Source organism: Sphingobacteriales bacterium (assembly GCA_012517435.1).
Classification (GTDB): Bacteria; Bacteroidota; Bacteroidia; order CAILMK01; family JAAYUY01; genus JAAYUY01.
Genome location: JAAYUY010000138.1, coordinates 1 through 25,162 on the forward strand (window position 1 = coordinate 1; position 25,162 = coordinate 25,162).

Consider the following 25,162-nt stretch of genomic DNA (forward strand, 5'->3'; position numbering starts at 1 on the left):
GGAGGATGATACAAAATGACCATGCCTGAAACTTTTAACGAGTTGCAGGCAACCAGCAGCTATGTAAAAGATAGCAATAGGCAGTCTTCATAGGCATGAAAATCCAAAATCCGGGACTCACCACCTGCAAACCGCAGCATATTTACCCCAATCATTTGGAATATCTATCAATTTGTATAACTTTGCCCAAAGAAAACCCATTCAATATTTTCGATATGAAGCACGAAGAGGAAAAAAACAATCTGACACCAGAAGAAAAACTCGTAAAAGATTACCTCAGACGAGGCGATGATTTTATGAAAATTGAAATTTACAAACTTGCCCGCAGGTGCTATGAAAATGCGCTTGCACTTCAGCCCGAAAATCCTGATTTGAAAAAACTAGTCGAAAATGTCAGAAATCTTCAGAAAAAAGAACTAAGAGCCATTTCCGTTATTGTTTCGGTCATGGCTCTAATCGTAATTTCAGTTATCCTGTTTTAAACGCTATCTGACCGTGATTTTCTGAATCTTCCTGTATTTCTCAGATTGAACGGTAACAAGATAAATCCCTGCCTCCAGGCTGCTGATGTCAATGTCTTTTACCACTCCGTCATCATCAACTGAAATTGTTTTATTTAGTACAATCCTTCCTGCCTGGTCGGTCATGGAAATGTTAACTTCGCCCTTAAACAAATCTCTGATATCAATAGTTATTTTATCGGAGGCCGGATTGGGATAAATTTTAATGGCATTTCCGGCCAGATAATCCTCCACAGAAGAAGACTTATATGTAACTGTAACATTATCAATGTATAATGCACTTCCTAATCCCACATAATTACCCTGATCGATAAAATTACCGGAGCCAAAGGTAATATTCAGAGTATCAGCACTTGGGGTCTGGTTGTAGTCATAGCTTACCTCAAAATAGGTGTAATTAGGTGTTGGGGGCAGTTTAATTTGTTTTTGCTCCACATTGACAGAAATTCCAAGCGAATTATCCCATTTGGTTAATACTGTAAAGAATACAGCCGTGTCAGGTCCGTTGGGGATATATTTGTAATAAAACTTAACTTTATCGGGGTTGTTAAATACAGGCATCCCGCCAAGCGGGCCATTTTCACCAATTGTTCCGTTTGTCAGGAATCCAAGAATCTCCCCACTCATGATACTGATATTTGTTATCTTAGCCGCATAGTTACCTTGCTGATAATCAGTAGTTTTAGTAACTGAAACTATATTGGGGTCAGGTGAAAAGGCATTGGCAGAAAGCCATCCCTCCGGCTCTTCAAAGCTGACTTCAGTCCAGTTTTCAAAATCGTTATTGGGTAATTGAGAGGTAGTGCCAATAAACTGAAGATGATCAAGCAGTACAACGCTTCCCGGGATTTTCATTCCATCCAGTGCTGAGGAAGAAGCAATCAAAACAAGCGTATCAGGATTTACCATGGGTATAAAAAATGTAATGGGTATGCTGAAACTGGTATAAACAGGCTGAATACCGGTTACCTGTTTGGCTCCGACACCAATTATATTCCCCTGAAACAAAAACAAACAAATCAGACCGGCTGTATCACCGGGTTTTACGTTATATTTAACATATCCATCAAGACTGGTAGGTTTCTCTGAAAATGGGATGCCACCCAACTGTGAATTTTCTGGTTTTCCGGCAATAATAATTCCCGGAATGGTGTCTTCTCCGGTTTTCACTGTTTCCAGTTTTATGGCATAACTCCCTGATTGCTTGTCGGTTGATTTGGTTACATTTGAAGGCGCTCCCATCATCGAAAGCTGCATGCCGGAGGTAAAATACCCATCAGGTATTTCATACAACACTTTTTTTACCCAGTTTTCAAAACTCCCGTTTTTAACTTCCTGAGCATTTGCATGAAACATCATCATCGCCATTAACGGGATGACAATCAGTGAAATTCCTTTTTTCATAAACATCTCTTTTAATTTTACTAAACTTTTTTACAAAGATACTTCATTTGAAATCGTTTTCAACTTAAATTTATCAACCCTTGCTCAATCCTTTTGATAGTTTCTTCTTTTCCAATCACTTCCATCAGGTCGAAAAGATGAATTCCGCTTGGAGAACCAATCAGGCATAAGCGCAGGGGGTTCATGACTTCTCCCATATTGTAACCTTTTTGCTGAATGAATTCCTTTACTTCTACACCAAGATTTTCTGCTGTAAATGATTCAATATTTCTGAGGAAATCAAGCAACGAACGGATTATATCAGCAGTGTTTTCCTTCCATCTTTTTGCCCTGAACTCCTCATCATAGCTTTCGGGAGCCGAAAAGAAATACCAGCAATGCTGAAATATTTCTGTGGTAAAATGTATTCTGTCTTTAATCAGGCTGATGATTTTATCCAGTTTTTTTTCATCATAATAAAGGTTACGTTTGAGGAGCTCGTTTTTTAAAATATTTATAAGAAGATGATTATCAATAATCTGAATATAGTGATGATTGAACCACTTTGCTTTTTCGGGGTCAAATTTTGAGCCTGACTTCCCGACCCGGTCAAGGTCGAAAATCCCGGTTAACTCCTGTAAGGAAAATATTTCCCTGTCTCCTCCGGGGTTCCATCCCAGCAAAGCCAGCATATTTATAACCGCCTCAGGCAGATAGCCCGACTCCCTGTAGCCTGAAGAAACTTCTCCTGTAAACGGATCTTTCCATTGTAAGGGAAATACCGGAAATCCGCCTGTATCTCCATCTCTCTTGCTTAATTTTCCTTTTCCATTGGGCTTCAGAATCAAAGGCAGATGAGCAAACTGAGGAATTTCATCTTTCCATCCGAGAAATTCGTACAACAATACATGTAAAGGGGTGGATGACAACCACTCTTCACCACGTATGACATGACTGATTTTCATCAGATAATCGTCCACCACATTGGCCAGATGATAGGTAGGCAGTCCGTCTGCCTTCAGCAAAACCTTGTCGTCAATTTCTGAGGAATGAAAACTGACTTCTCCCCTGATTATATCATGAAAATGAATAACAATGTTTTCAGGAGTTTTAATTCTGACAACATAAGGTACTTGATTATCAATAAGTTTTTTAGTTTCCTCCACGGATAATACGAGGGAGTTTTTTAAAGTTAATCTCGTTTTCTGATCATACTTGAACACCTGTCCTTGCTGTTCGGCTTCCTTTCTTTTATTTTCGAGCTCCTCGTGTGTATCAAAAGCATAATATGCAAAATCATTTTCAATCAGTTTTTCGGCATACTGACGGTAGATAAGTCTTCGTTCAGACTGGCGATAGGGAGCAAAAGGGCCTCCTTTAACCGGTCCCTCATCGAACGATAAATTCAGCCATTCCAGAGATTCAAGGATATAATCTTCAGCTCCCGGCACATATCTGGTCTGGTCGGTGTCTTCAATGCGAAGGATAAATGTTCCGTTGTTTTTCCGAGCATACAGATAATTGAAAAGGGCTGTACGAATCCCGCCAATATGCAAAGGCCCTGTCGGGCTTGGTGCAAACCTGACTCTTACTTCTTTCATGAACGCTGTTATTTTGATACATTAAGAAACTGCAAAATTAGGTTGAATTAAGTTCAACTGAAAATAAAGTCCTCTTATTTCCCCGGTTCAGCTGTGTTTCCTTAAAATATCATAGCTTTGGTTCATGAAAATTGCAGCATTTTTTAAGTGGATAGCCAGCTATTTATGGGGAGTAGAGCTGGAAAGGGTGCAAAGCAATCTGAACGGACAACTATATGTTTTGTACATCAAAGGCAGGAAAATATTAAATGCACGTCATGGAAACTATTCTTTCGGGGTCTTGCATGATGCTTTCAGAAAAGCATTCCGGCAAGCAGGGATAACCGGCATACAACCTCAGAAATGCCTGTTGCTCGGCTTGGGAGGCGGCAGTGTGGTTACCATATTGCGGGACGAACTTAAGCTTAGCTGCTTCATACGTGCCATCGATTTTGATCCCGAAGTGGTCAGCATTGCTGAAAATCACTTTAATATCAAACGTTTTGACAATCTTGAAATTATCATCAGGGATGCTTTCGATTTTGTCAGAGAAGATACCAATACATACGACCTGATTGTTTTCGACATTTATATCGACCATGAGATACCTGAAAAATTTGAAAGCATTGAATTTCTGTCATTACTGAAATCCCGTCTGGATAAAAAGGCTATCCTTGTGTTCAATAAAGACATCAGTTCGAAAAACATGAAATTAAAAAAAGAATTGTTTGCAAAGGTATTTAATGGCGGAAGATGGATAAAGGTCTTTAAAGACAGCTATTTTTTCATCTTTAATAATGGCTGATTTAAAATATAACCAGATAAAATAATCATAGTATTTTTGGCTTGTCATAAAAAACGTTTATGGAAGAAATAGTCAAAGAATATAAAAACGAAGATATAACAGTTATCTGGTATCCGGCCAAGTGCACCCAGTCACAATGCTGTTTTAAAGCCTATAGTGAAGTATTTGATCCGAAAAAAAGGCCATGGGTTCAGCTCAGCAACGGGGAAACTGAAAAAATCATCAGAACGGTTGAAGCCTGTCCTTCAGGGGCTTTAAGCTATTATTTCAACAAGAAGGAAGAGAAGGCTCCAGCGGAGACAAAACCAGTTCTGGTAAGACTTTCCCCTGCCGGATCAGTAAAAATTGAAGGAACTTTTATCTTCAGGGATGAAACAGGCAAAGAAACACTTATTGAAAATGATACGGTAGCGATTTGCCGCTGCGGCATTTCAAACAGGAAACCTTTTTGTGACGGCATGCACAAAACCCTCGATGCATGGAAAGCTCTTGGAAAAAATACTGAAAAGAAATAACGGGAAAGTTCAGGAAATCTATCTTTTCTCAATTTTCCCGTAAAACGTACTCATCATATTCTATCTCAAAACGAAGCTTATGCCTCGACTCTTCCAGGGCAAGAGATTCAAAGATAGCCCTTAACTCCTGATTATCCGTTTTTTCTGCCATTTTGGTATAAAGTCTGAAAGCTGCTTTTTCACGCTTCATGGCTAATACGAGCGCCTGCTCATACGTCATGTTTTCACTTGCTTCCGCCCTGACCACATAATCAGAAATTTTCAGGTTCAAGACTTTTTCGGCAGAAATAGACATTATTCCCTCTTCTTTGATTTTCAACAATTTAGCTTTATGTCCCATTTCTTCACGTGCAAATTGCATGAATATTTGCTTCATGTCGTCTGAATGGGCTGTTTTTGCCAGATCATTGTAAAAATCAACAGCATTTTGCTCATTTTGAATGGCAAAATCGAGTATTTCATTGATGGAATTAAATTCTTGCATACTTTATCAATTTAATTTATTCAGAAAAAGCGGCTTTAAATTCATCATCAAAAATCTTGACGATATAATCGGCACCATGGTCAAACATACGGTTCAGCTTGCTTTCATGCTCAGTATAGGTAAAGTAATAACGCTCGATATTATCGGGTGCAGGCAGCAGTGAAAAGGCTTCCACAGCCACATCGTGCAGGTCATTCAGTCCATTAATGCCAAATTCTTTTAAAATACCAATCAACTGTTCGTGGGTAAGTAATTCAACTTTGGGTTCAAAAACGGCTTCAAACTCCTGAATCACCCTTTGAGTATTGGTAAAGGTACCTCCACTTTCGGTCGGGAAGGAGGCGGGAAGAATCAAATCAGCTTTTTTAGCCGTTTCACTCATAAAGTAATCAGAAACCATGATAAAACCGGCATTTGAAAACCATTTTTCAACCACTTCCCTGTTAAAGGAACAACCAATCGGATCTTCCCCGAAAATAAACATATTTTTAATCTGACCTCTTTCCAACTGTTCAAGATGTCTGATTTCAGGCATTTCGGGAATATCTTCGACATTCCAGACCTCTTTCATTTTATTTCTGAGGTGGCTATCCGTGATAGGAATACTTCCTACACCCAGAGAGCTGCATACGCCCATATCGAGAACGCCATGCGTATTGTTTTTTTCCTTCAGGGCAATAAGTCCATTGGCTGTTTTATTAAGTTTGCCGGTAATCATAGCCAGGTTAAACAATTCATAGCTGGTGTTCGGGCCTGTTTCCTTTTCGGAATAGATAATGATAGCATTCATCTCGGCATTATATTCCTCGGCAAAGGTTTCAAGATGTTCGCGGCAACAAATGCCGGAACGTTTAATCAACTCTTCATAGTTCTCAGCCAGCAGTTTCTGCCTGTATTCTTCAAAATTTTCACAGTTATCATTGATAAACATTCTGTTTTCCAGACCCTTCGAGAGGAGATAATAATTGGCAGCCTTGATGAAATGATAATAGGATTTGACATAATGGATGCGATCCACCTTATGGCTCATAGTGCTGTCGGGATGCTCCGAAATCAGTTCAACAGGAACGTTTCTCATCACCCTTGCATGGTTGACCATAAATCCTGCCACGGCATTATCAATGTTTAATTCAGCACCCACCACATAAATTCTGGATGCCATCCTGAGCTCTTCAAACGGGGCATTGGCAAGGCTGTTCATGATATAGCCATCATCTCCGTGAAGGAAATGAAAGCTGTTGACGTTACCTGTTTTGGCTGCTGCACGGGCAAGTTTCTGAATCAGATAAAGCTCTTCATTCGTCAGGCGTGCTCCTCCATAAAATGCATTGGCTTCAGGACTTTGCTCTTTTATTTTATCATGTATCAGCCTGAATGCTTCCTGATAAGTAATTTCCTTAAATTTCCCGTTTTTCTTCAGCAATGGTTTTGTGATACGGTCTTTGCTGTTGAAGTATTGATAGCCGAACTTGGGATAACGGCAAATATTTCCGTTCGGATTAATCAGGCTCGGCTTACCTGTAACTTTCATCACATAGCCGTTTTTGTGGTGGAGGCTGATTCCGCAACCTAATGAACAGTAGTTACAAATGGTATCAACCGTATCCAGCTCAACAGGGCCGGGCTTAAATTTAACATTTTCAGTAATAGCACCGGTCGGACATGTTGAAATACACAAACCGCATGATTCACAGGTAGTATCTTGCAGCCGGTCGCCCATGGCAGGAGCCACATAGGTATCGAAACCCCTGTTGACAAGCCCGAGGGCATTGGCGCCAACTACTTCGCGGCAGATGCGAATACAACGCGAGCAAAGAATACATTTGTTATTGTCAATTTCAATGTAAGGATGACTAAAGTTGACCTCAAATTCCTTAAATTCTCCTTCATATTTTTTCTGGTCGGCCTGATACTGTGTCGCATATTTTTTCAGGTCGCAGGTAAAATACTCCGTACACCCACATTCCAGACAACGCTGGGTCTCATTTTTTGCCACCTGCTCATTGGCATAACCCAGCTCTACCTCAAGGAAATTGACTCTTTCAGAAGAAGGAAGCGTAGGCATTTCTTCCCTGAGCAGACGGACATATTTCCCCACATAATCTTCGCTGACCTGTTTTTTGAAATTATCTTTTCGGCTGATAAATTCAAATGGGGCAGGTGTTACCGGCTGTCCACTCAGGTATTGATGGCAAGATCTGGCAGCAATCTTAGCCTGTGCAATGGCCTCTATGATGGTGGCCGGTCCTGTTACGCCATCTCCTGCTGCAAAAATGGAAGGTACTGCTGTCTGAAGCGTGGAACGGTCGCAGTCAATATCGCCCCAGCGGTTGGCTTTCAGCTGGTATTTTTTGTCATCAACATTCTCATTGATGTCGTTCAGGAAATTAATTTCGGTTTTTTGGCCAATAGCAGCCAGCACATAGTCAAATTCCATTTCAAATTCAGAGCCTTCCTTAGGGACAGGACGCCTTCTGCCCGAAGCATCAGGCTCGCCCAATTCCATCTGGATGAAAGTGATTGACTTGAGTTTACCATTTTCATCTTTATTCACTCTGACAGGAGCAGTCAGAAAATGATATTTAACTCCTTCCAGCTTCGACTCATGAATCTCAATGGGATTGGCTGGCATTTCAGCCTCAGTTCTTCTGTAAACAACCGTCACATCAGTACTTCCGCAACGGATAGAGGTGCGGCAACAATCCATGGCTGTATTTCCTCCTCCAATGACCGCAATCTTCTTCCCCCTGAAATCATATCGCTGCCCGGTCATTTCCATATTCCTCAGAAAATCAATGCCTGAAAAGATATTTTCCGCATCTTCACCCTCACATCCCAGCAAGGTACCACGCTGGCTCCCGATGGTCAGTATGACTGCATCATATTTGTTTTTCAGCTCTTTATAGCTTAAATTTTTACCGAGTTTCTGATTACAAAAGATATTAACCCCTAATTCAGTAATGGTTGAAATTTCCTTGTCGAGCAAATCATTGGGAAGGCGGTATTCGGGAATGCCATAACGTAGCCAGCCGCCCGGATGGGGATTGGCTTCATAAATATCGCACTGATGTCCTTTTTGCTGTAAAAAATAGGCAGCAGAAAGTCCGCCAGGGCCGGCTCCTATAATGGCAACCTTTTTCCCTGTTGAAGGCGCCACCTCAGGACGGTAATGATGAGGAGAAGCCAGATCCTGATCGGCTGCAAAACGTTTCAGATAATCAATACCAACACCTGTTCCCTCTTCCAGCAGGTTTCTGCGGCAAGCCGCTTCACAAGGCCTGACACAGACCCTCCCGCATATAGCAGGAAGCGGATTTACCTGTTTGATTAACCCAATGGCTTCACTGTACAATCCTTTCTCAATCAATGAAATATAACCCTGAACATCTACACCGGCAGGACAGGTCTGTTTGCAGGGAGCCGCACAATCAGCATAGTGGTTACTCAACAGGAGTTCAAGTGCACTCTTACGTGATTTATAAACCTTCTCACTGTTGGTGGTGATCTCCATACCTTCGGTAATTTTGGTACTGCATGAAGGCTGCAGGTTTCTCATCCCCTTGATTTCCACTACACAAACAAAACAGGAAGAAAAAGGTTCGAGCCGGTCGTCATGACACAAGGTTGGTATCTCAATTCCATGTCGTCTGCAAAGTTGTAATATCGTTTCACCCTTTAATCCTGAAACATTTTGTCCGTTTAGTACTACGTTTATTTTATTATCCATGGTTTAATGAATTATCTTTTTTACGTTCAAAATTATTGTACTCATTTGATTTTCAGTCAACAGCAATTGCATCAAACTTACACTTTGAATAACATACCCCGCAATGGGTGCAAATGTCCTGATTGATAAAATGAACCTGTTTGCGTTCGCCTGTTATGGCATTTACAGGACAATTCTTTGCACAAACCATACATCCGGTACAGTTTTCTTCAATGACAGTATAGGTCAGTAATTCCTTACAGACTTTGGCCGGACATTTTTTGTGAAAGATATGAGCTTCATACTCGTCTCTGAAGTATTTAAGCGTAGTAAGTACGGGATTAGGTGCCGTCTGACCCAGGCCGCAAAGGCTTGCTTCCTTGATTTGAACAGCCAGCTCTTCAAGTTTCTGAATATCATCTTCTTTTCCTTTTCCAAGCGTTATTCTCTCAAGAATTTCAAGCATCCTTTTGGTACCAACCCTGCAAAAAGTACATTTTCCGCAGCTTTCTTTCCGGGTAAAATCGAGGAAAAACTTAGCCACATCCACCATGCAGGTGGTTTCGTCCATGACCACCATACCGCCAGAACCCATGATAGCGCCTGTGGCAGTTACCGAATCGTAATCGACAATGGTATCGCCAAGATAGGCAGGAATACAGCCACCGGAGGGACCTCCAAGCTGAACGGCTTTAAATTTCTTATCGTTCTGTATTCCACCGCCAAGTTTGAAAATAATATCGTTAATCGTAATACCCATAGGAACCTCTACCAGCCCGCCTCTCTTTATTTTTCCGGCCAGGGCAAAAACTTTTGTGCCTTTGCTTTTTTCAGTACCATATTGTGCAAACGATTCAGCACCATTGTAAATAATCCAGGGGACGAGTGCCCATGTTTCCACATTGTTGATATTGGTGGGTTTCTTCCACAATCCTGATTCAGCAGGAAAAGGCGGACGTTTGCGTGGCATGCCCCGTTCTCCCTCTACTGAAGCCATCAATGCTGTTTCTTCACCACACACAAAAGCTCCTGCCCCTTCTTTTATGTAAATGTCGAAGTTAAAGCCTTTCATTCCGAGAATATTTTCGCCCAGATAGCCTTTTTCTGTTGCCTGATGAATGGCTTTGTAAAGGCGTTTGAGTGCCAGCGGATATTCCGCACGGCAATAAATGACACCGTGAGTGGCTCCGATGGCATACGCTCCGATAATCATGCCCTCCAGTACAGAATGTGGATCGCCTTCCAGCACCGACCTGTCCATGAATGCACCCGGGTCACCCTCATCTGCATTGCAGATAATATATTTTTCATCTGATTTATATTGCGAGGCAAATTTCCATTTCATCCCTGTCGGGAAACCTCCTCCACCGCGCCCTCTTAATCCACTGTCGATGATGGTTTGAATCACATTTTCCCGGGACATTCCCTCATGGATTATTTTCTTAATCGATTGGTATCCCTTTCTTGATTCATAATCTTCAATGGATTCAGGATCAATATATCCGCAGTTTCGCAAGGCAATCTTCACCTGATTTTCGTAATAGCTCTTTTCAGCTGTATCGAATAAATCGGTTTTTACCACATATTCTTTGATGACCTCAGAACGTAAAACATGTTTTTCGACAAGTTCGACCGCTTTGGCTTCATCAATGCCACCATAAAGAAATGATCCAGACTCGTCAATAATTTCGACCAGTGGTTCTTTGTAACACATCCCGATACAACTGGTTTTTTTCAGCTCAAAATCAAGATTATCGGCTTTTTTCAGGGCTTCGAGTTTGTTGTAAACTTTACCGGCACCGGCAGCAATACCGCAACTGCCTAATCCAACAATGACCTGTGTTTTACTCATGTTATTTTAAGCTTTAATTGCTTTCTTTCAATTTGATTTCCTTTACAATTTTCACGGCTTCTTTGCCTGTCAGCTTTCCGAAAGTTTCTTCTCCTATCATCATGACCGGGGCAAGCGAACAGCATCCCAGACAGGCAACCGATTCCAGTGTATAAAAACCATCTTCAGTGGTTTCACCGTCTTTGACATTCAGTGCTTCTTTCAGTGAATCAGTTATTTCATTTGCATTCTGAACATGACAGGCCGTCCCATGACATACTTTAATAATGTGTTTTCCGGCAGGTTTCAATCTGAACTGCGAATAAAAGGTAGCTACACCATACATATCCGCAAGCTTGAGCCCTGTTTTCTCTGAAATACGTATAAATGCTTCCCTCGGAATATATCCGTAAATGTTTTGTGTCCCCTGAAGCAAGGGTATCAGGCTGCCCTTTTTACCTGCATACTTTTCAAACAATGGATCAAGGAGTTCAAGATCTATCGGCTTGTGAACGTTTCCTGTCTCATCCTTTTTAGGAATTCTTCTTATTCTCATAGCAGAAATTTCCGTTTAAATAGTTTTTTTTAAGCGGGGTAAATTTATTTGAATTTTGTTATCTGCAAAATGAAAAAATTTTTTTTTGATTTGATTTTTAAAAACTTTCAGGTGGGAGAGAATATCGTTATTGCAGTAAAAATTACATTTAAACTTCAGCCCCGATTAATGATTTTTTATAACTGAAAAAGCACTCCTGTTTCCTGATGATATTAAGCCGGGTGATGTCTTCGCTTTTTTTAGGTGTGTCTTTTTGTCGGGCCGAATAAATTTCTTTAAATAAAACTTTGTATCCTATTTGCCCTTGGTTGAAAAAAAAATCCACTCTGTGTTCCTCCGTGTCTCTGTGTCTTTGTGGCAAAAAAATCCACTCTGTATTCCTCCGTGTCTCTGTGTCTTTGTGGCAAAAAAATCCACTCTGTATTCCTCCGTGTCTCTGTGTCTTTGTGGCAAAAAAATCCACTCTGTGTTCCTCCGTGTTTCCGTGTCTCTGTGGTAAAAAAAAAAAATAATTCCAATTTGAAATTGATATAATCCGATCAGGCTGTTTGCCGGGCAAAACAAGCCATGAATAAGTTTTAAACGTTAAAAGAGAATGTTAAGAAGAGCAAAGAAGACCAATCTTATATCCAAGGTATTACAAAACCAGCATAGTTTTGATGTATTTCCAACAAACAGGATTAGATAATTTCTTAAAAACAAGGCTGAATCATTTTTAGAAAAACCCGGCAAATTACCATGTTCAGGATTTAGCTGAAAATACCTGCTCATATACCCTTCTGATTCCCTCTTCAAGTGAGATTTTGGGTCTCCAACCGGTGGCGAACAAGCGTGAAACATACAGAAGTTTTCGGGGCGTTCCGTCAGGTTTTGAGGTATCAAACTGTAAATCACCCTCATAGCCAATAATTTTCTTAACCAGCAAAGCTAAATCCTTAATCGAAAGATCATGACCACATCCGATATTCAAAAACTGTCTCTCATTGTAATGTTGCAATAAAAAGACACAGGCATCCGCCATATCATCCACATGGAGGAACTCCCGCATAGGTGTGCCGGTTCCCCATATTTCCACGTAGGGAGACTTATTGATTTTAGCCTCATGAAACTTACGTATGAGGGCTGGCAGAACATGGCTGTTTTTCAGGTCAAAATTATCATTGGGGCCATAAAGATTGGTTGGCATCACGGAAATAAAATTACATCCGTACTGGTCGCGGTAAGCTTCGCACATTTTAATACCGGCAATTTTTGCAATGGCATAAGGTTCGTTTGTCTCCTCCAGTAAACCTGTCAGCAGATATTCTTCCCTGATAGGCTGAGGTGCCAGTCGGGGATATATACAGCTTGACCCTAAAAACAATAATTTTTTTACCCCGTTCAGGTAGCTCTGATGAATGACATTGTTTTGAATCATCAGATTTTCATAAATAAACTGTGCACGATAGGTGTTGTTGGCAAGGATTCCACCCACTTTTGCTGCCGCAAGCACCACATATTCAGGCCTTTCTGTTTTAAAAAATTCAGAAACTGCCTGTTGATTCAATAAATCGAGTTCATCAATACTGCGTAAAACAAAATTGGTATATCCTTCAGAAATCAGTTTGCGGTGAATGGCTGAACCCACCATCCCGAGATGGCCGGCAATGTATATTTTTGCTTCTTTTTCAATCATTTAAGTTCACTTTTCTTCTTGTATCCGGTGTCGAATAAAAATTTTTCCTTTTTCATTTTCTTCAGGTCATAATTTGTCATATCTTCAATCAGTTGCTGAAGGTTATGTTTGGGTTTCCAGCCCAGCTTTGCCATTGCTTTGGAGGGATCTCCGAGCAGCAGGTCAACTTCTGTAGGCCTGAAGTAGCGGGTATCCACTTCAACAATCACCTGTCCTGTTTTAACATATTGATTGCTAAGTTGATGAAAATCAAGCCTTTCTTTGTCTATTCCGGTAATAATTCCCCTTTCATTGACTCCGCTTCCCTCAAAACTCACTTCTATTCCAAGATATGCAAAGGTTTTTCTGACAAAGTCCCTGACTTCAGTAGTCTGTCCTGATGCAATGACAAAATCCTCAGGTTCGGGTTGCTGAAGAATGAGCCACATGGCTTCCACATAATCTTTGGCATGACCCCAGTCGCGTTTGGCGCTCAGGTTTCCGAGATACAACTTGTCTTGTAAACCAAGAACTATCCGGGCTGCGGCACGCGTAATTTTACGCGTAACAAAGGTTTCACCTCTCAACGGTGATTCATGATTAAACAAAATGCCATTGCAGGCAAACATATTGTACGCTTCCCGGTAATTGACCATGATCCAATAGGCATAAAGCTTGGCAACAGCATAAGGAGATCGCGGATAAAAGGGTGTCTTCTCCGACTGAGGTGTCTCCTGTACCAAACCATACAGTTCAGACGTTGAAGCCTGATAAATTCTGGTTTTTTCTGCCATTCCCAGCATCCTGACCGCTTCAAGAATTCTTAGTGCACCCAGTGCATCAGCATTGGCCGTATATTCCGGTGTTTCAAAACTTACCTGAACATGACTTTGTGCAGCAAGATTATAAATCTCATCAGGCTGAACTTTCTGAATAATACCTATCAGATTACTTGAATCTGTCATATCGCCATAGTAAAGCCTGAAATTTACATCACTCTCATGAAGATCCTTGTAAATATGATCGATACGGTTGGTATTAAAAAGGGAAGAGCGTCTTTTGATGCCATGTACTTCATAGCCTTTTTCAAGTAAAAACTCGGCCAGATAAGCCCCGTCCTGACCAGTTACACCGGTGATAAGTGCTTTTTTCTTCATTAAATTAACAATTATTCTTTTCTCAAAAATACTTCAGAAATTTCAATGGCATCTAATTTCAAAACAACAGAACACAACAGCTTACTGAAATCGAATGAACCCGATCTTATAAAATAAAAAACCTTCCCCCTGGACAGAGGGAAGGTAAAAACACAATTAAAATCAAAAACTACTCCCTGAGGTCTTTTGGCTTACAACAACCATCTGTTTTTGTGGTGGTTGTAGTCGGACAGTCTTTTGAAGAGCCCTGCTTGCAGCAAGATTCCTTATTTTTATCTTTACAGCAATTGTCATCTTTTTTACAATCGCCTTTGTCTTTTGCTTCCTGATTGCAACATTCAGATTTTTTCGTTTTGTCGCCATCTTTCTTTTTATCATCATCGATGCTGTATGAAGATGTTGCTTTTGCTTTCATCGTAAAAACCACCTGAGAAGTCAATACCGATAAAAGTGCTATGGCAAGTACTATGACTAAAATTCTTATTGATTTCATAAAAACCTTTTTAAATTATGACACAAATATACGTTCATGATTTTATTCGCACCAAATTTTTATTAAGAATTTTTCTAAATAATTGGTTGATTTTTATCAACGTCCTGAATCAGCCCTGAGAAATAACGCCAGTTTCATAATTCAGTTCCGAACCAAACATGCTGTGGGGAATTGAAAAAATGATAATGGTAACAATAGATGCGACCAAAGCCAGATAAGGACGTCTTTTTTTCAGGTTCCCCAAGAGGGCAATCAACCAGAACACAAAAGCAATCAGTGTTTTATTGTCGGTCAGATCCCAGCCAAAGGGAATGCCTGTCCAGAACTCGCCAAAAGCATATTTCTGAACAATTGGCCCCATGATCATACCACCCAGAAAGATAAAGACAACTGTAACCCACAGATATTTATAGAAAACCTGTTTACGTGCAATGACCAGTAAGCCGGTCATATTTGACAAAAGCATGGCAAAAAACATCAGGAAAATATGCGGTATCAATATAAAAGGAGGGACATCCCCTTTATACCTTATAATAATGTTATCCTCACCTGTAAGCTTTTCCTTTGCTCCATTGTTATCGAGCTCAACAAAGTATTCCAGTTTACCTGCGGGTGGCTGTTTAGGCAATAATGCTTTCTGATATTTGTCAACCACTGTAAATTCAATTGCCTGAAATGGTTCATCAACTTTATACCTTTTAAAATATAGTACTGCCTTCCCTTCAATTTCGGAAGGTATGGTAACAGCACAATCTTTTTGCCCTTCACTTCTCGGGAAAGACATTTTAATGGTTTTTCCATTCTGAACCAATTCAGTACGCTTTGGATAAGTCGGCCCTGTTGTACGCTGATAATAAGCAGCACCAAGGGTAATGATAATGGCAATCAGCCAGATAAAAAACATTCTCATGGATATTTTTTTTTGCAAAGGTAAGGAGACTGAAAAACATATAAAAAAATTCCAATATCGCCTTCATGATCACTGCATATTTAAATTATTTTTCATGGAGGAGTAAAATTCTTTTGTTATTTTCAGAAAAGGGTTATCTTTGCTTAATAATTTTATTTAGTCAATTTCTTAATATTTTATTATTCTTACTTAGTGAACTGGAATAAAATGAGGATTAATTTATTATTAGCGATAGTTTTTAATGTTATAGCATCTAATATTCTCCATGCTCAATCAATATATATTGAATTGATTTACAAACAATTACCGGAAGACAGCATTGAAATTCAGCTAATTAAGTATTTTGATTGCGAAACGACAGGTATTTCAGATGAGGAAAAATGTCAGGTTCTAGAAAATCAGACCTTTTTGTTTCAGAAAGTCATTTCGTTAAAATGTACCGGACAGAAAGATACTATCATTTTTGCCAATTCCGGTTGTATAAATATATCCAGATATTGTCTGAAAAAAGTAGTTTATTCGGGAAAAATACAAAATAATCACTCACCTGGCGGACTCCTAATCGTATATGCTGAAAAAAATAAATCTGAATTAATTACCAATATTATTACAGAAAAGCCGGAGTCATATTTTATTATTAGCACTACAATTCCCCAATTCGGGGAAAACAATCAAAATAGCTTTAAAACCATGCTTCCTATTTATCAATGTATAAAACATCCCTATACATTTTATTATGAACCAATAGACGATGATAATGATTCGATCATCTTAGAGTTAAATGAAGTATCAACATTGAGGGAAGAAAGATATGAAGAAGCAGTAAACTTGACAGGCAAGGATATTCCCATCCCGTTAGATCCACCTTATGAAGTAATTAGATATAAAGAAGGTTGTAGTGCTGCAAATCCGTTCAATTCAGGAGAATTTATCAGCATTAAATCAGATAATTCATGCAGTTTTTATACGACAGAAAAAGGAAATTATCTGATAGGACTAACTGTAAAGGAATTCAGGAAACAAAACGTTATTTCCGAAAGGAAGATGATATTTATTTCAAAATCAATTAATTAAATTAAAATTTATGAAAATGAATTTACACACATTATTCATGTTTTTATGTTTAAGCATGATTTCTCATTTCTCCAATTCAGCCAATTATTATTGGATTGGAGGTACAGGAAAATGGACAGAACTGAACCATTGGGCCACCACCTCAGGAGGTACTACCAATCACATTCAGGTTCCAACAGAATATGACAATGTCATATTTGATGCAAACTCATTTACAGCCAATGGACAAACTGTTACACTTGATGTACATGGATACTGTAAAAATATTGACTGGAGTTCAGTAACTTTTAATGTAACCTTCACAGGCAGTAAAGATTTAAATGTATATGGATCATTAATATTCAATAGTGGAATGACTTATTCGGTTACAGGCACAGTTAATTTCCAGTCCACTTCAACAGGAAATATCGTTACAACAGCAGGTAAAAAACTTTATAGTGCAAATTTTTCCGGGCAGAATACGACAAGCGGGGGATGGACTTTGGGGAGTTATCTTGAAGTAATCAATACATTGTATTTTTATGGAGGTAGTTTTAGTTCCGGGGGGTATAACCTGAAGTGCGGAGCATTTGAGAGTTACTACAATACTTCAAAATCAATAGATTTTACAGGAACAAGTCTGATAGAGATTGGTACCTCATGGAGGATTTATCCCAATACAGTTACCACATTAAACATGGGAACTGCCAATATCCTGATTTCCCCTTCATCTTATAGTTATGTTTATTTTTATGGAGGAAATAAAACCTATAATGATATAACCCTTAGTTCAGGTAATTTACTTTATTATGTTTATTTTTACAACAACAACACCTACCGCGATATCACTTTAAATCTGAAATGTTATGCACTTTACTTTTATGATGCCTTTACATTCAGAGATTTAACCATTACCCCGCAAAATGATTTTTCGACTATTCTTTATGGTACATCGACCAACAGAAATATAACAGTTAATACCGACTATGTTTCGAGCATTTACTTTTACAATTCAGCAACATATAACGATATTACCATCAATTACAACTATACATCACCAAGCTACAATATTCCTGTTATACAATTCAGCAATAGCTGTAATATTAACAAATTAGACATTAATGTAAATGGGACTATTACACCACAGTTAAGATTAAGTAATAATAATACAATAGGGACACTTGATCTAACTCCAGGTATGTATTTAATACCAGGAGCAAACAGTACACAAACAATAGGTACCCTGCTTGCATCAGGGAGTTGTTCAAGAAGAATTTCCATTAAATCATCTTCTTCCGGGACAGCAGCAATAATTTCGGTAAATACCGGTATCGTAAATGGTGATTATTTAAATTTAAAAGACATCAATGCCACAGGAGGTGCCACTTTTATTGCCAACCACTCATTAAATCTTGGAAATGTAAATGGTTGGACAATCAGTTCGCCTTCAGCCACAAGCTATTACTGGGTAGGTGGAAGTGGGAAATGGAATGATCCCAATCATTGGTCAACTACAAGCGGAGGCTCTCCGGGAAGCTGTAATGTTCCTACACGCTTCGACAATGTGTATTTTGATGCCAACTCATTCAGCACAAACGGACAATCAGTTACCATTGATGCTGAGGCAGAGTGTAATATCATGGACTGGAGCGGTGCCTTATTCTCGCCAACATTTTATCAGTATCAGCCACTGAATGTATTTGGATCTTTCAAACTTATAACAAACATGAATTTTGGAGCAAGTTCGACAATTTGCTTTGAAAACCATGGTTCAAGTACCAATTATATCGATCTGGCCGGAAAGACATTAAGCAACCAACTGGAATTTAATAATTTACTGGCAAACAACGCCACTTACATTCTGAATTCCGACTTAAAAACAAATAAACCTGTTATTTTCAAAAAAGGCAATTTTGTTTCAAACAGTTATAACATATATGCCTATTCATTTGAAAGCAATACTTCTTATCTTAAATCACTGGATTTTTCAGGCAGCACAACAATAGAACTTTCAAATAGGTGGGATATAACTATCTCCGGGTCTTCAATATTCAACATAGGGTCAGCAAATATAAAGTTTACCGGATATTATGGTGAATTTTACGGAGGGAATCAGACTTACAACGACATTAGTTATGTTTATGGTTCAGCCTCAACAGGATATTTCAGATTGTTTAATAATAATTCAATCAGAGACCTCATCATCAATACCCCCAGCTTATTGCAAGCAGATATAATTCATAACAATACTTTTCGGGATATTTCCGTAAATATTACGTTCCCGAGTGTAACAACGTCAAGACCATACATTAATTTTTCGGGGACAAATACCATTAATTCGATTGTGTTAACGCTAAACGGACCGACAGAGCCATATCTTCAGCTTTCATCAACCAATACAATCGGAACATTAAATGTATCAGGTGGTTATGAATTAAAACTTGGAGCAAACTTAACTCAGACCATCAATAACCTGATTCTGACTGGCAGTTGTACGAAATACATAAGTATCAGTAGTACATCTGCAGGAATATCCGGAAAAATTTTCAAATCAAGCGGAACTGTAAATGCCGACTACCTTAAAATCAAGGACAATATTGCACAGGGAGGAGCAGTTTTTAATGCCAATCACTCAATAGATCAGGGAAATGTCAGTGGCTGGAATATAATTGCCAATCCTTCTGTCAATTATTACTGGGTTGGAGGATCGGGTAACTGGAACGATCCCAATCACTGGTCACTGAGTAGTGGAGGAACAGCTAATGGTTGTGCCATCCCTAGCTTTCAGGATAATGTATTTTTTGATGTTAATTCTTTTAGTAGTGCAGGTCAATCTGTTACAGTCAATATAAACGCAGAATGTAAGAGCATGACATGGTCAGGAGTAACCGGGAATCCATATTTTCAGGGGAATATGCAACTTAAAATTTATGGTTCGTTTATACTTGATCCTAATATGAATTATAATTTTACAGGCCAGATATACTTTGAATCTACCACTACAGGAAATGCCATTTCTACATATAATTTCTTATTGCCTTATGTGTATTTCAATGGCTCAGGCCTGAATACCGGAGAATGGGATATGCTGACGAATTTAAAAGCTAACTACATTTATTTCTACAGGGGCAAACTTAACAGCAATGGATATGACCTGAATTGTTATATGTTTGATGCAGCATATTCCAATCCCATTAATCTTAATTTTTCAGGAAATGGCAACATTTATTGCTCATATCAATGGAAAATCAGTACATCCTCTTCGACTTCCTTAAATTTGGATCAATACACGATCATTATGAATAATGGAGGTACTCAGTATTTTTACGGTGGTGGTAAAACTTATAATAATATTGTCATTAATAATTCAGCAACAGGGACTAATTCAATTAACTTTTATGACAATAATACTATCAAGGATCTGAATGTAACATTGGCAGGAAGCCAGTATTTCTATCTGAATGGCAATAATACTTTCAATGATATTCAGTTTGCATTCAATAATGTTACAAGTGGGAACCCAAATGTAGTCATAACTGCGAGCAACACTTTCAATGATGTCAGTTTTACTTCTACAGGCAATTACGGCCCCTATATTTACATTTATCAAAACAACAATTACAACAGTCTGTCATTTTCCGGAGTTGGCACAAGAGTGTATTTAGGAGCAGGGAAAACACAAACAGTAGGCAATTTTCTTGCATTGGGTTCAGGAAGTTACCCTGTTTTCCTGCAAAGCACAAATACAGGAACTCAGGCTATCATTTCACAAGCAAGCGGACAGGTTTGCCTTGATTTTATCTGGCTTAAAGACATTATGGCCACAGGAGGGGCAAGTTTTAATGCAGGTGTCAGCAGCACTGATTTTGGAAATAATACGGGATGGTCGTTTACTTCATGTATTGCCTATTACTGGGTAGGAGGATCAGGAAACTGGTCAGATCTTAATCACTGGGCTACATCTTCCGGTGGAAGTTTTCACCATGTAACCCTTCCTACCGCAAACGATAATGTATTTTTTGATGGGAATTCTTTCACTGCAAGCGGTCAGACTGTCAATATTAATATCCCATCTGTTTCCTGCAAAAATATGTCATGGCTCAGCTCACTTTACACCCCAACCCTGTCCGGTTCATCCTCTGAAATAAATGTTTACGGTTCGCTCTATCTGATTTCAGGAATGAATGTAAGTTATACCGGTGATTTCATGATGAGATCAAATAATAGCGGAGAAGAAATTAATACCGCGGGAAAAACTATCAGCAATATATATTTTAAAGGTACCGGAAGCTGGACACTTAAAAATGTCCTGAATGTCAGCAATTCAATTAATTTTGAAAACGGGAATCTAAATACTGCCGGAAAAGATATCAATGCAAAAAACTTTAATGTATTAACCTCCAATCCACGTCAGCTTAATCTTGGGGCATCAAAAGTAAACATCAATAGCGGGCAATGGAATATAGCAAATACATCAAATTTAAGTTTCAATAAAGGCACTTCTGAAATTATTCTGACAGGTGAAAACAGCAATTGTCATTTTTATGGAAACGGATTAAATTACAATAATGTAACGTTTAAAACCAATTCATTTCTTAATTCCACACTGACAGGTTCCAATACATTTAATGTTTTATATATCGGAGCCGGATTAAATATTTCAGCCAATTCAACACAAACTACATCAGATTTAAAGATAGAAGGTAACTGTTCGAGAAATGTATCCATCCAATCAACTACAGCAGGCACCCCCTTTGTATTTTACCAGACAAGTGGAACGGTAAATGCCAGATTTGTCAATTTAAAAGACAATATAGCTTCAGGAGGAGCAACCTTTACTGCAAATTTAAGCACCAATAACGGAAATGTTACAGGATGGACATTTACCTCGCAACCTGTTTTATCATATAATGTCTTAACCACAATGGCAAAATGTCCTTCATTAAACAACGGGACAGCAAAAGTTCAGATTACAGGAGGCACACCACCTTTCACATACAAATGGTCAACCACTGAAACAAGTGATTCAATTGGTGGATTAATACCCGGCAACTATTATGTAGTTGTAACAGATTCTAATGGTTGCAAAGACACAACTGCTTTTGTCATCACCCATCCGCCTTTAGTATCCTTCAATGTCAATCCGGTTGATGCGCTATGTTTTGGCTCATCCACAGGTTCTGCTTCATTAAACATAACAGCAGGCACTTCTCCCTTTACCTATAATTGGTCAACCGGAGCAGTCGGCTCTACCCTGTCCAATTTGCCGGCAGGAAGCTATTCAGTTACAGTTACAGATGTCAATAACTGTACTGCCTCGGCCAGTTTTTCAATAAATCAGCCGACACAATTAAATTCCAGCGTCAGTAACACTACCAATCTTTGCAGTTATGGTAATAACGGAAGCTTTACTGTTATTGCAAGTGGTGGGACCACTCCTTATCAGTATTCTTCAGATAACGGGGTAAATTATCAATTATCAAATAGTTTCAGTGGTCTGTCACCCGGCACCTATCAGGTAGTAGTAAAAGATGCCAACGGCTGTACAACCACAGCTACACCAGTAACCATTTCTTTACCTTCGGCAGCCTTAAGCCTGACAGCAACACCGACCCCTGCCAGTTGCTTCAATGCCTGTAACGGAAGTGTTGCTTTAACAGCATCAGGTGGAACTGCCCCCTATAATTATGTTGGCTCAGACTTTTATCACGATTTTTCAGGAACGACAATCAACACCAGTTTGTTCAATATTTCCAACCCATATTCTGTTCCAATGAGCCAAAATAATGAGCTTATAATTGGTTCCGGTTCAAATTCATCATGGCAAATATTTTTCTATTCGGTTGACAAGTTTAACAGACAAGCAGGTGTTTATTTTGAATTCAAAGCAAAAACGACAAACTCTTATCAAGTGATAGGATGGATGAAAGAAAACCCAAATACATCCAATTACTATGGATATCAGGAACTTGTTCATTCTTTTTATATTTCCTCAGGTGGCTATATTTATATATATGAATACGGGAACAATAGAGGTTCTATTGGCAATTATGGGCAGGGATACAATACGTATAAGATTGAACTGCAACCAAATGGAGCAAAATATTATATCAACGGAACGTTGGTTTATACATCGTCCTACTATAATGATTCAAAGTTGAGAGTTGGGTTATGCAAATACACCTATTACCAAACTTTTTATACAGATGACTGGAAAGTCAGTGGAGGAAGCACACCAACATCTGGGTTGTGTCAGGGAAATTATACCTATACAGTAATCGATTCCAATGGTTGTACTGCAACAGCATCAGCAAGTATCACTCAGCCCACCCAACTTATTGGTGGATTTACCTGCCCATCAGTACTCTGTCTGGACGATACTGTCAATTTTACCAGTTCAGTAAGTGATGGAACCGCACCTTACAGTTATCAGTGGAATTTTGGGAACGGACAAACATCAACTCAGGAAAATCCGACCTACACTTACCCTGCAGCCGGAACCTTTAATGTTACGCTTACTATAACGGATGCTAACGGATGCATTTCCACCTCAAATAAATCCATCACAATAAATCCAAAACCAATTGCCAGTATAACAGCAAACGGGCCGCTCTCCTTTTGTGCAGGAAGTTCGGTTACTTTAACTGCCAGTACCGGGAACAGCTATCTCTGGAGTAATACAGCCACCACACAATCCATTAATGTGTCATCATCAGGCACTTACACTGTCCAGGTAAGCAACTCCTATGGATGTACAAGCGTTTCCTCAGGTGTTACTGTTACAGTTTATTCATTACCATTAGCAACCGTAAGCAGCAACAGCCCCGTCAATGCAGGGTCAGATATAAATCTTAATGCCTCAGGAGGCATTGTATATAACTGGTCAGGGCCAAATGCTTTCAGTTCTTCTTTGCAAAATCCGACTATTGTCAACAGTTCACAGGCAAATTCCGGAACCTATACTGTTATCGTATCCGACAGCAACGGCTGCACTGCCCAGTCTTTTACCCAGGTCATTGTTAATCCTCCAGCTCAGGCTCTTCATTTTGACGGACAAGACGACTGGGTGAACGTTTCTTATATCCCAGCCATCAATGCTATTCCTGTTACACTGGAAGCTTATGTAAAACCGGAATACCGCACTGAAAATACTACTTTTTATCCAAATAACATTATCAGTAATGACGTCCCGGGATATTACGGACTTGGCATGGGTATCAATATCAATCAATATGGGTCTCAGGTAACTATAGAATACAAAAACGGATTCAGGACATTTTATGACAATAGTATTCAACCCAATCAATGGGTACATATTGCAGTGGTTTACAATCTGGGAAATGTCAAAACATATATCAACGGAGTATTAAAAGATCAGGTCAGTTTCAGCCAGGCACCACTTAATGGCAATACTTATATGTACATTGGTAAACACAATAATGATGCAGGCTACGGAACAAGAAGATTTTTTAAAGGAGCCATTGATGAAGTCAGGGTCTGGAACCGTGCCTTATGTGCACAGGAAATATCAGCCCATTATAGCTGTGACCTATCAGGAAATGGGAATGGTTTAGTTGCCAACTGGAATTTTGATCAGGGATTTCATAATGCAAACAATACATCTGTTACATCTTTAATTGATGCAACAGGCAATTCGAATGCCTCCTTATTCAGTTTCAGTTTAAATGGTGCAACATCTAACTGGGTTGCACCCGGAGGCACTTCAGGAAATTGTACGCCTTATCTTATTTCTGATATAAATGTCAAAGGAAACGGACAAACTATTTATGATGGAACATCCACAACAAGTTTAGCTGACCATACCAATTTTGGGAATAGCTATCCAAATGTCCCGGTAATAAGATTTTTCGTTATTGAAAACACAGGAACAGCAATACTCAATGTTTCAAATATCTCCGTAAGTGGTGTAAATTCATCGAATTTCAGCATTGGTGGAATTAGTTTCCCCTTAGCAATCGCTCCCGGGGCATCCGATACTTTTTTCATTACATTTAACGCTGCATCAATAGGCATTTACAATGCAACTGTCAATGTTTTAAGTGATGACTGTGATGAAGGAAATTATGATTATTCTGTCCGGGCAGAAATCAGTTGCTCCATTCCGTCCTTTACCAATTGTCCGGCAAATATAAATGCGAATACAAGTTCATCCAGTTGTAATGCTATTGTAAATTATTCGGTTTCAGTAAACGGAGTGCCAACTCCTTCAATGTCATATACGCTTTCAGGTGCAACAAACGGTTCCGGTACCGGTACAGGAAGCGGAACAATCTTTAATTCAGGAATAACATATGTATCCATCACCGCTTCAAATTCATGTGGTACAGATACTTGTATGTTTTTTGTCAAAGTTGCCGATTCAACTCCTCCTGTAGTGCTTACTCAGAACATTACCATTCAACTGGATAGCTCAGGTTATGCATCTATCTCTGCCTCGCAGGTTAACAACGGCTCATCTGATGCCTGCGGTATCGCTTCCATGACCGTCAGCCC

General features: G+C 39.2%; 15 protein-coding genes. 5 read left to right on the forward strand and 10 right to left on the reverse strand.

Annotation, left to right across the window (positions count from 1 at the left end; translation table 11 throughout):
- The first annotated feature begins 215 nt into the window (after positions 1-215).
- A complete protein-coding gene (locus tag GX437_07920; protein NLJ07580.1) occupies positions 216-482 on the forward strand; it encodes a hypothetical protein in 267 nt (88 codons plus the stop codon).
- Between the two features lie 3 nt (positions 483-485).
- Here the strand turns inward: GX437_07920 and GX437_07925 are convergent, their stop codons facing one another.
- Positions 486-1,925 carry a T9SS type A sorting domain-containing protein gene (locus GX437_07925; GenBank protein ID NLJ07581.1) on the reverse strand — a complete coding sequence of 480 codons (1,440 nt, stop codon included), beginning with the start codon at positions 1,923-1,925 and terminating at the stop codon, positions 486-488.
- A 59-nt stretch (positions 1,926-1,984) separates the two neighbouring features.
- Positions 1,985-3,505, reverse strand: coding sequence for a glutamate--tRNA ligase (locus GX437_07930; protein NLJ07582.1), 1,521 nt, complete (start codon positions 3,503-3,505; stop codon positions 1,985-1,987).
- A 124-nt stretch (positions 3,506-3,629) separates the two neighbouring features.
- On the opposite strand from GX437_07930, the gene GX437_07935 reads away from it, so the two are divergent.
- Positions 3,630-4,289 (forward strand): hypothetical protein, encoded by a 660-nt coding sequence (locus GX437_07935; GenBank protein ID NLJ07583.1) that lies wholly within the window; start codon positions 3,630-3,632, stop codon positions 4,287-4,289.
- A gap of 59 nt (positions 4,290-4,348) precedes the next feature.
- Positions 4,349-4,804, forward strand: coding sequence for a hypothetical protein (locus tag GX437_07940; GenBank protein NLJ07584.1), 456 nt, complete (start codon positions 4,349-4,351; stop codon positions 4,802-4,804).
- Positions 4,805-4,832: 28 nt separating this feature from the next.
- Here the strand turns inward: GX437_07940 and GX437_07945 are convergent, their stop codons facing one another.
- From GX437_07945 to GX437_07980, 8 genes are all read right to left on the reverse strand, one after another.
- Positions 4,833-5,288, reverse strand: coding sequence for a ferritin family protein (locus GX437_07945; GenBank protein ID NLJ07585.1), 456 nt, complete (start codon positions 5,286-5,288; stop codon positions 4,833-4,835).
- A 16-nt stretch (positions 5,289-5,304) separates the two neighbouring features.
- Positions 5,305-9,015 (reverse strand): FAD-dependent oxidoreductase, encoded by a 3,711-nt coding sequence (locus GX437_07950; protein ID NLJ07586.1) that lies wholly within the window; start codon positions 9,013-9,015, stop codon positions 5,305-5,307.
- A gap of 52 nt (positions 9,016-9,067) precedes the next feature.
- A complete protein-coding gene (locus tag GX437_07955; protein NLJ07587.1) occupies positions 9,068-10,846 on the reverse strand; it encodes an NADH-quinone oxidoreductase subunit NuoF in 1,779 nt (592 codons plus the stop codon).
- A gap of 13 nt (positions 10,847-10,859) precedes the next feature.
- Entirely contained in the window at positions 10,860-11,381 is a 522-nt protein-coding gene (gene nuoE / locus GX437_07960) for an NADH-quinone oxidoreductase subunit NuoE (GenBank protein ID NLJ07588.1), read from the reverse strand.
- 742 nt (positions 11,382-12,123) lie between these two features.
- Positions 12,124-13,053 (reverse strand): GDP-L-fucose synthase, encoded by a 930-nt coding sequence (locus tag GX437_07965; protein ID NLJ07589.1) that lies wholly within the window; start codon positions 13,051-13,053, stop codon positions 12,124-12,126.
- Positions 13,053-14,192, reverse strand: coding sequence for a GDP-mannose 4,6-dehydratase (gene gmd / locus GX437_07970; GenBank protein ID NLJ07590.1), 1,140 nt, complete (start codon positions 14,190-14,192; stop codon positions 13,053-13,055). Before gmd ends, GX437_07965 begins: the two co-directional genes overlap by 1 nt.
- Before the next feature lie 169 nt (positions 14,193-14,361).
- On the reverse strand, positions 14,362-14,685 hold the full coding sequence (locus tag GX437_07975) for a hypothetical protein (GenBank protein NLJ07591.1): 324 nt from the start codon (positions 14,683-14,685) through the stop codon (positions 14,362-14,364).
- A gap of 109 nt (positions 14,686-14,794) precedes the next feature.
- Positions 14,795-15,595, reverse strand: coding sequence for a hypothetical protein (locus GX437_07980; protein ID NLJ07592.1), 801 nt, complete (start codon positions 15,593-15,595; stop codon positions 14,795-14,797).
- Between the two features lie 207 nt (positions 15,596-15,802).
- On the opposite strand from GX437_07980, the gene GX437_07985 reads away from it, so the two are divergent.
- Positions 15,803-16,669, forward strand: coding sequence for a hypothetical protein (locus tag GX437_07985; protein NLJ07593.1), 867 nt, complete (start codon positions 15,803-15,805; stop codon positions 16,667-16,669).
- A 16-nt stretch (positions 16,670-16,685) separates the two neighbouring features.
- The coding region (locus GX437_07990) for a choice-of-anchor D domain-containing protein (protein ID NLJ07594.1) at positions 16,686-25,162 on the forward strand (8,477 nt) is incomplete at its 3' end.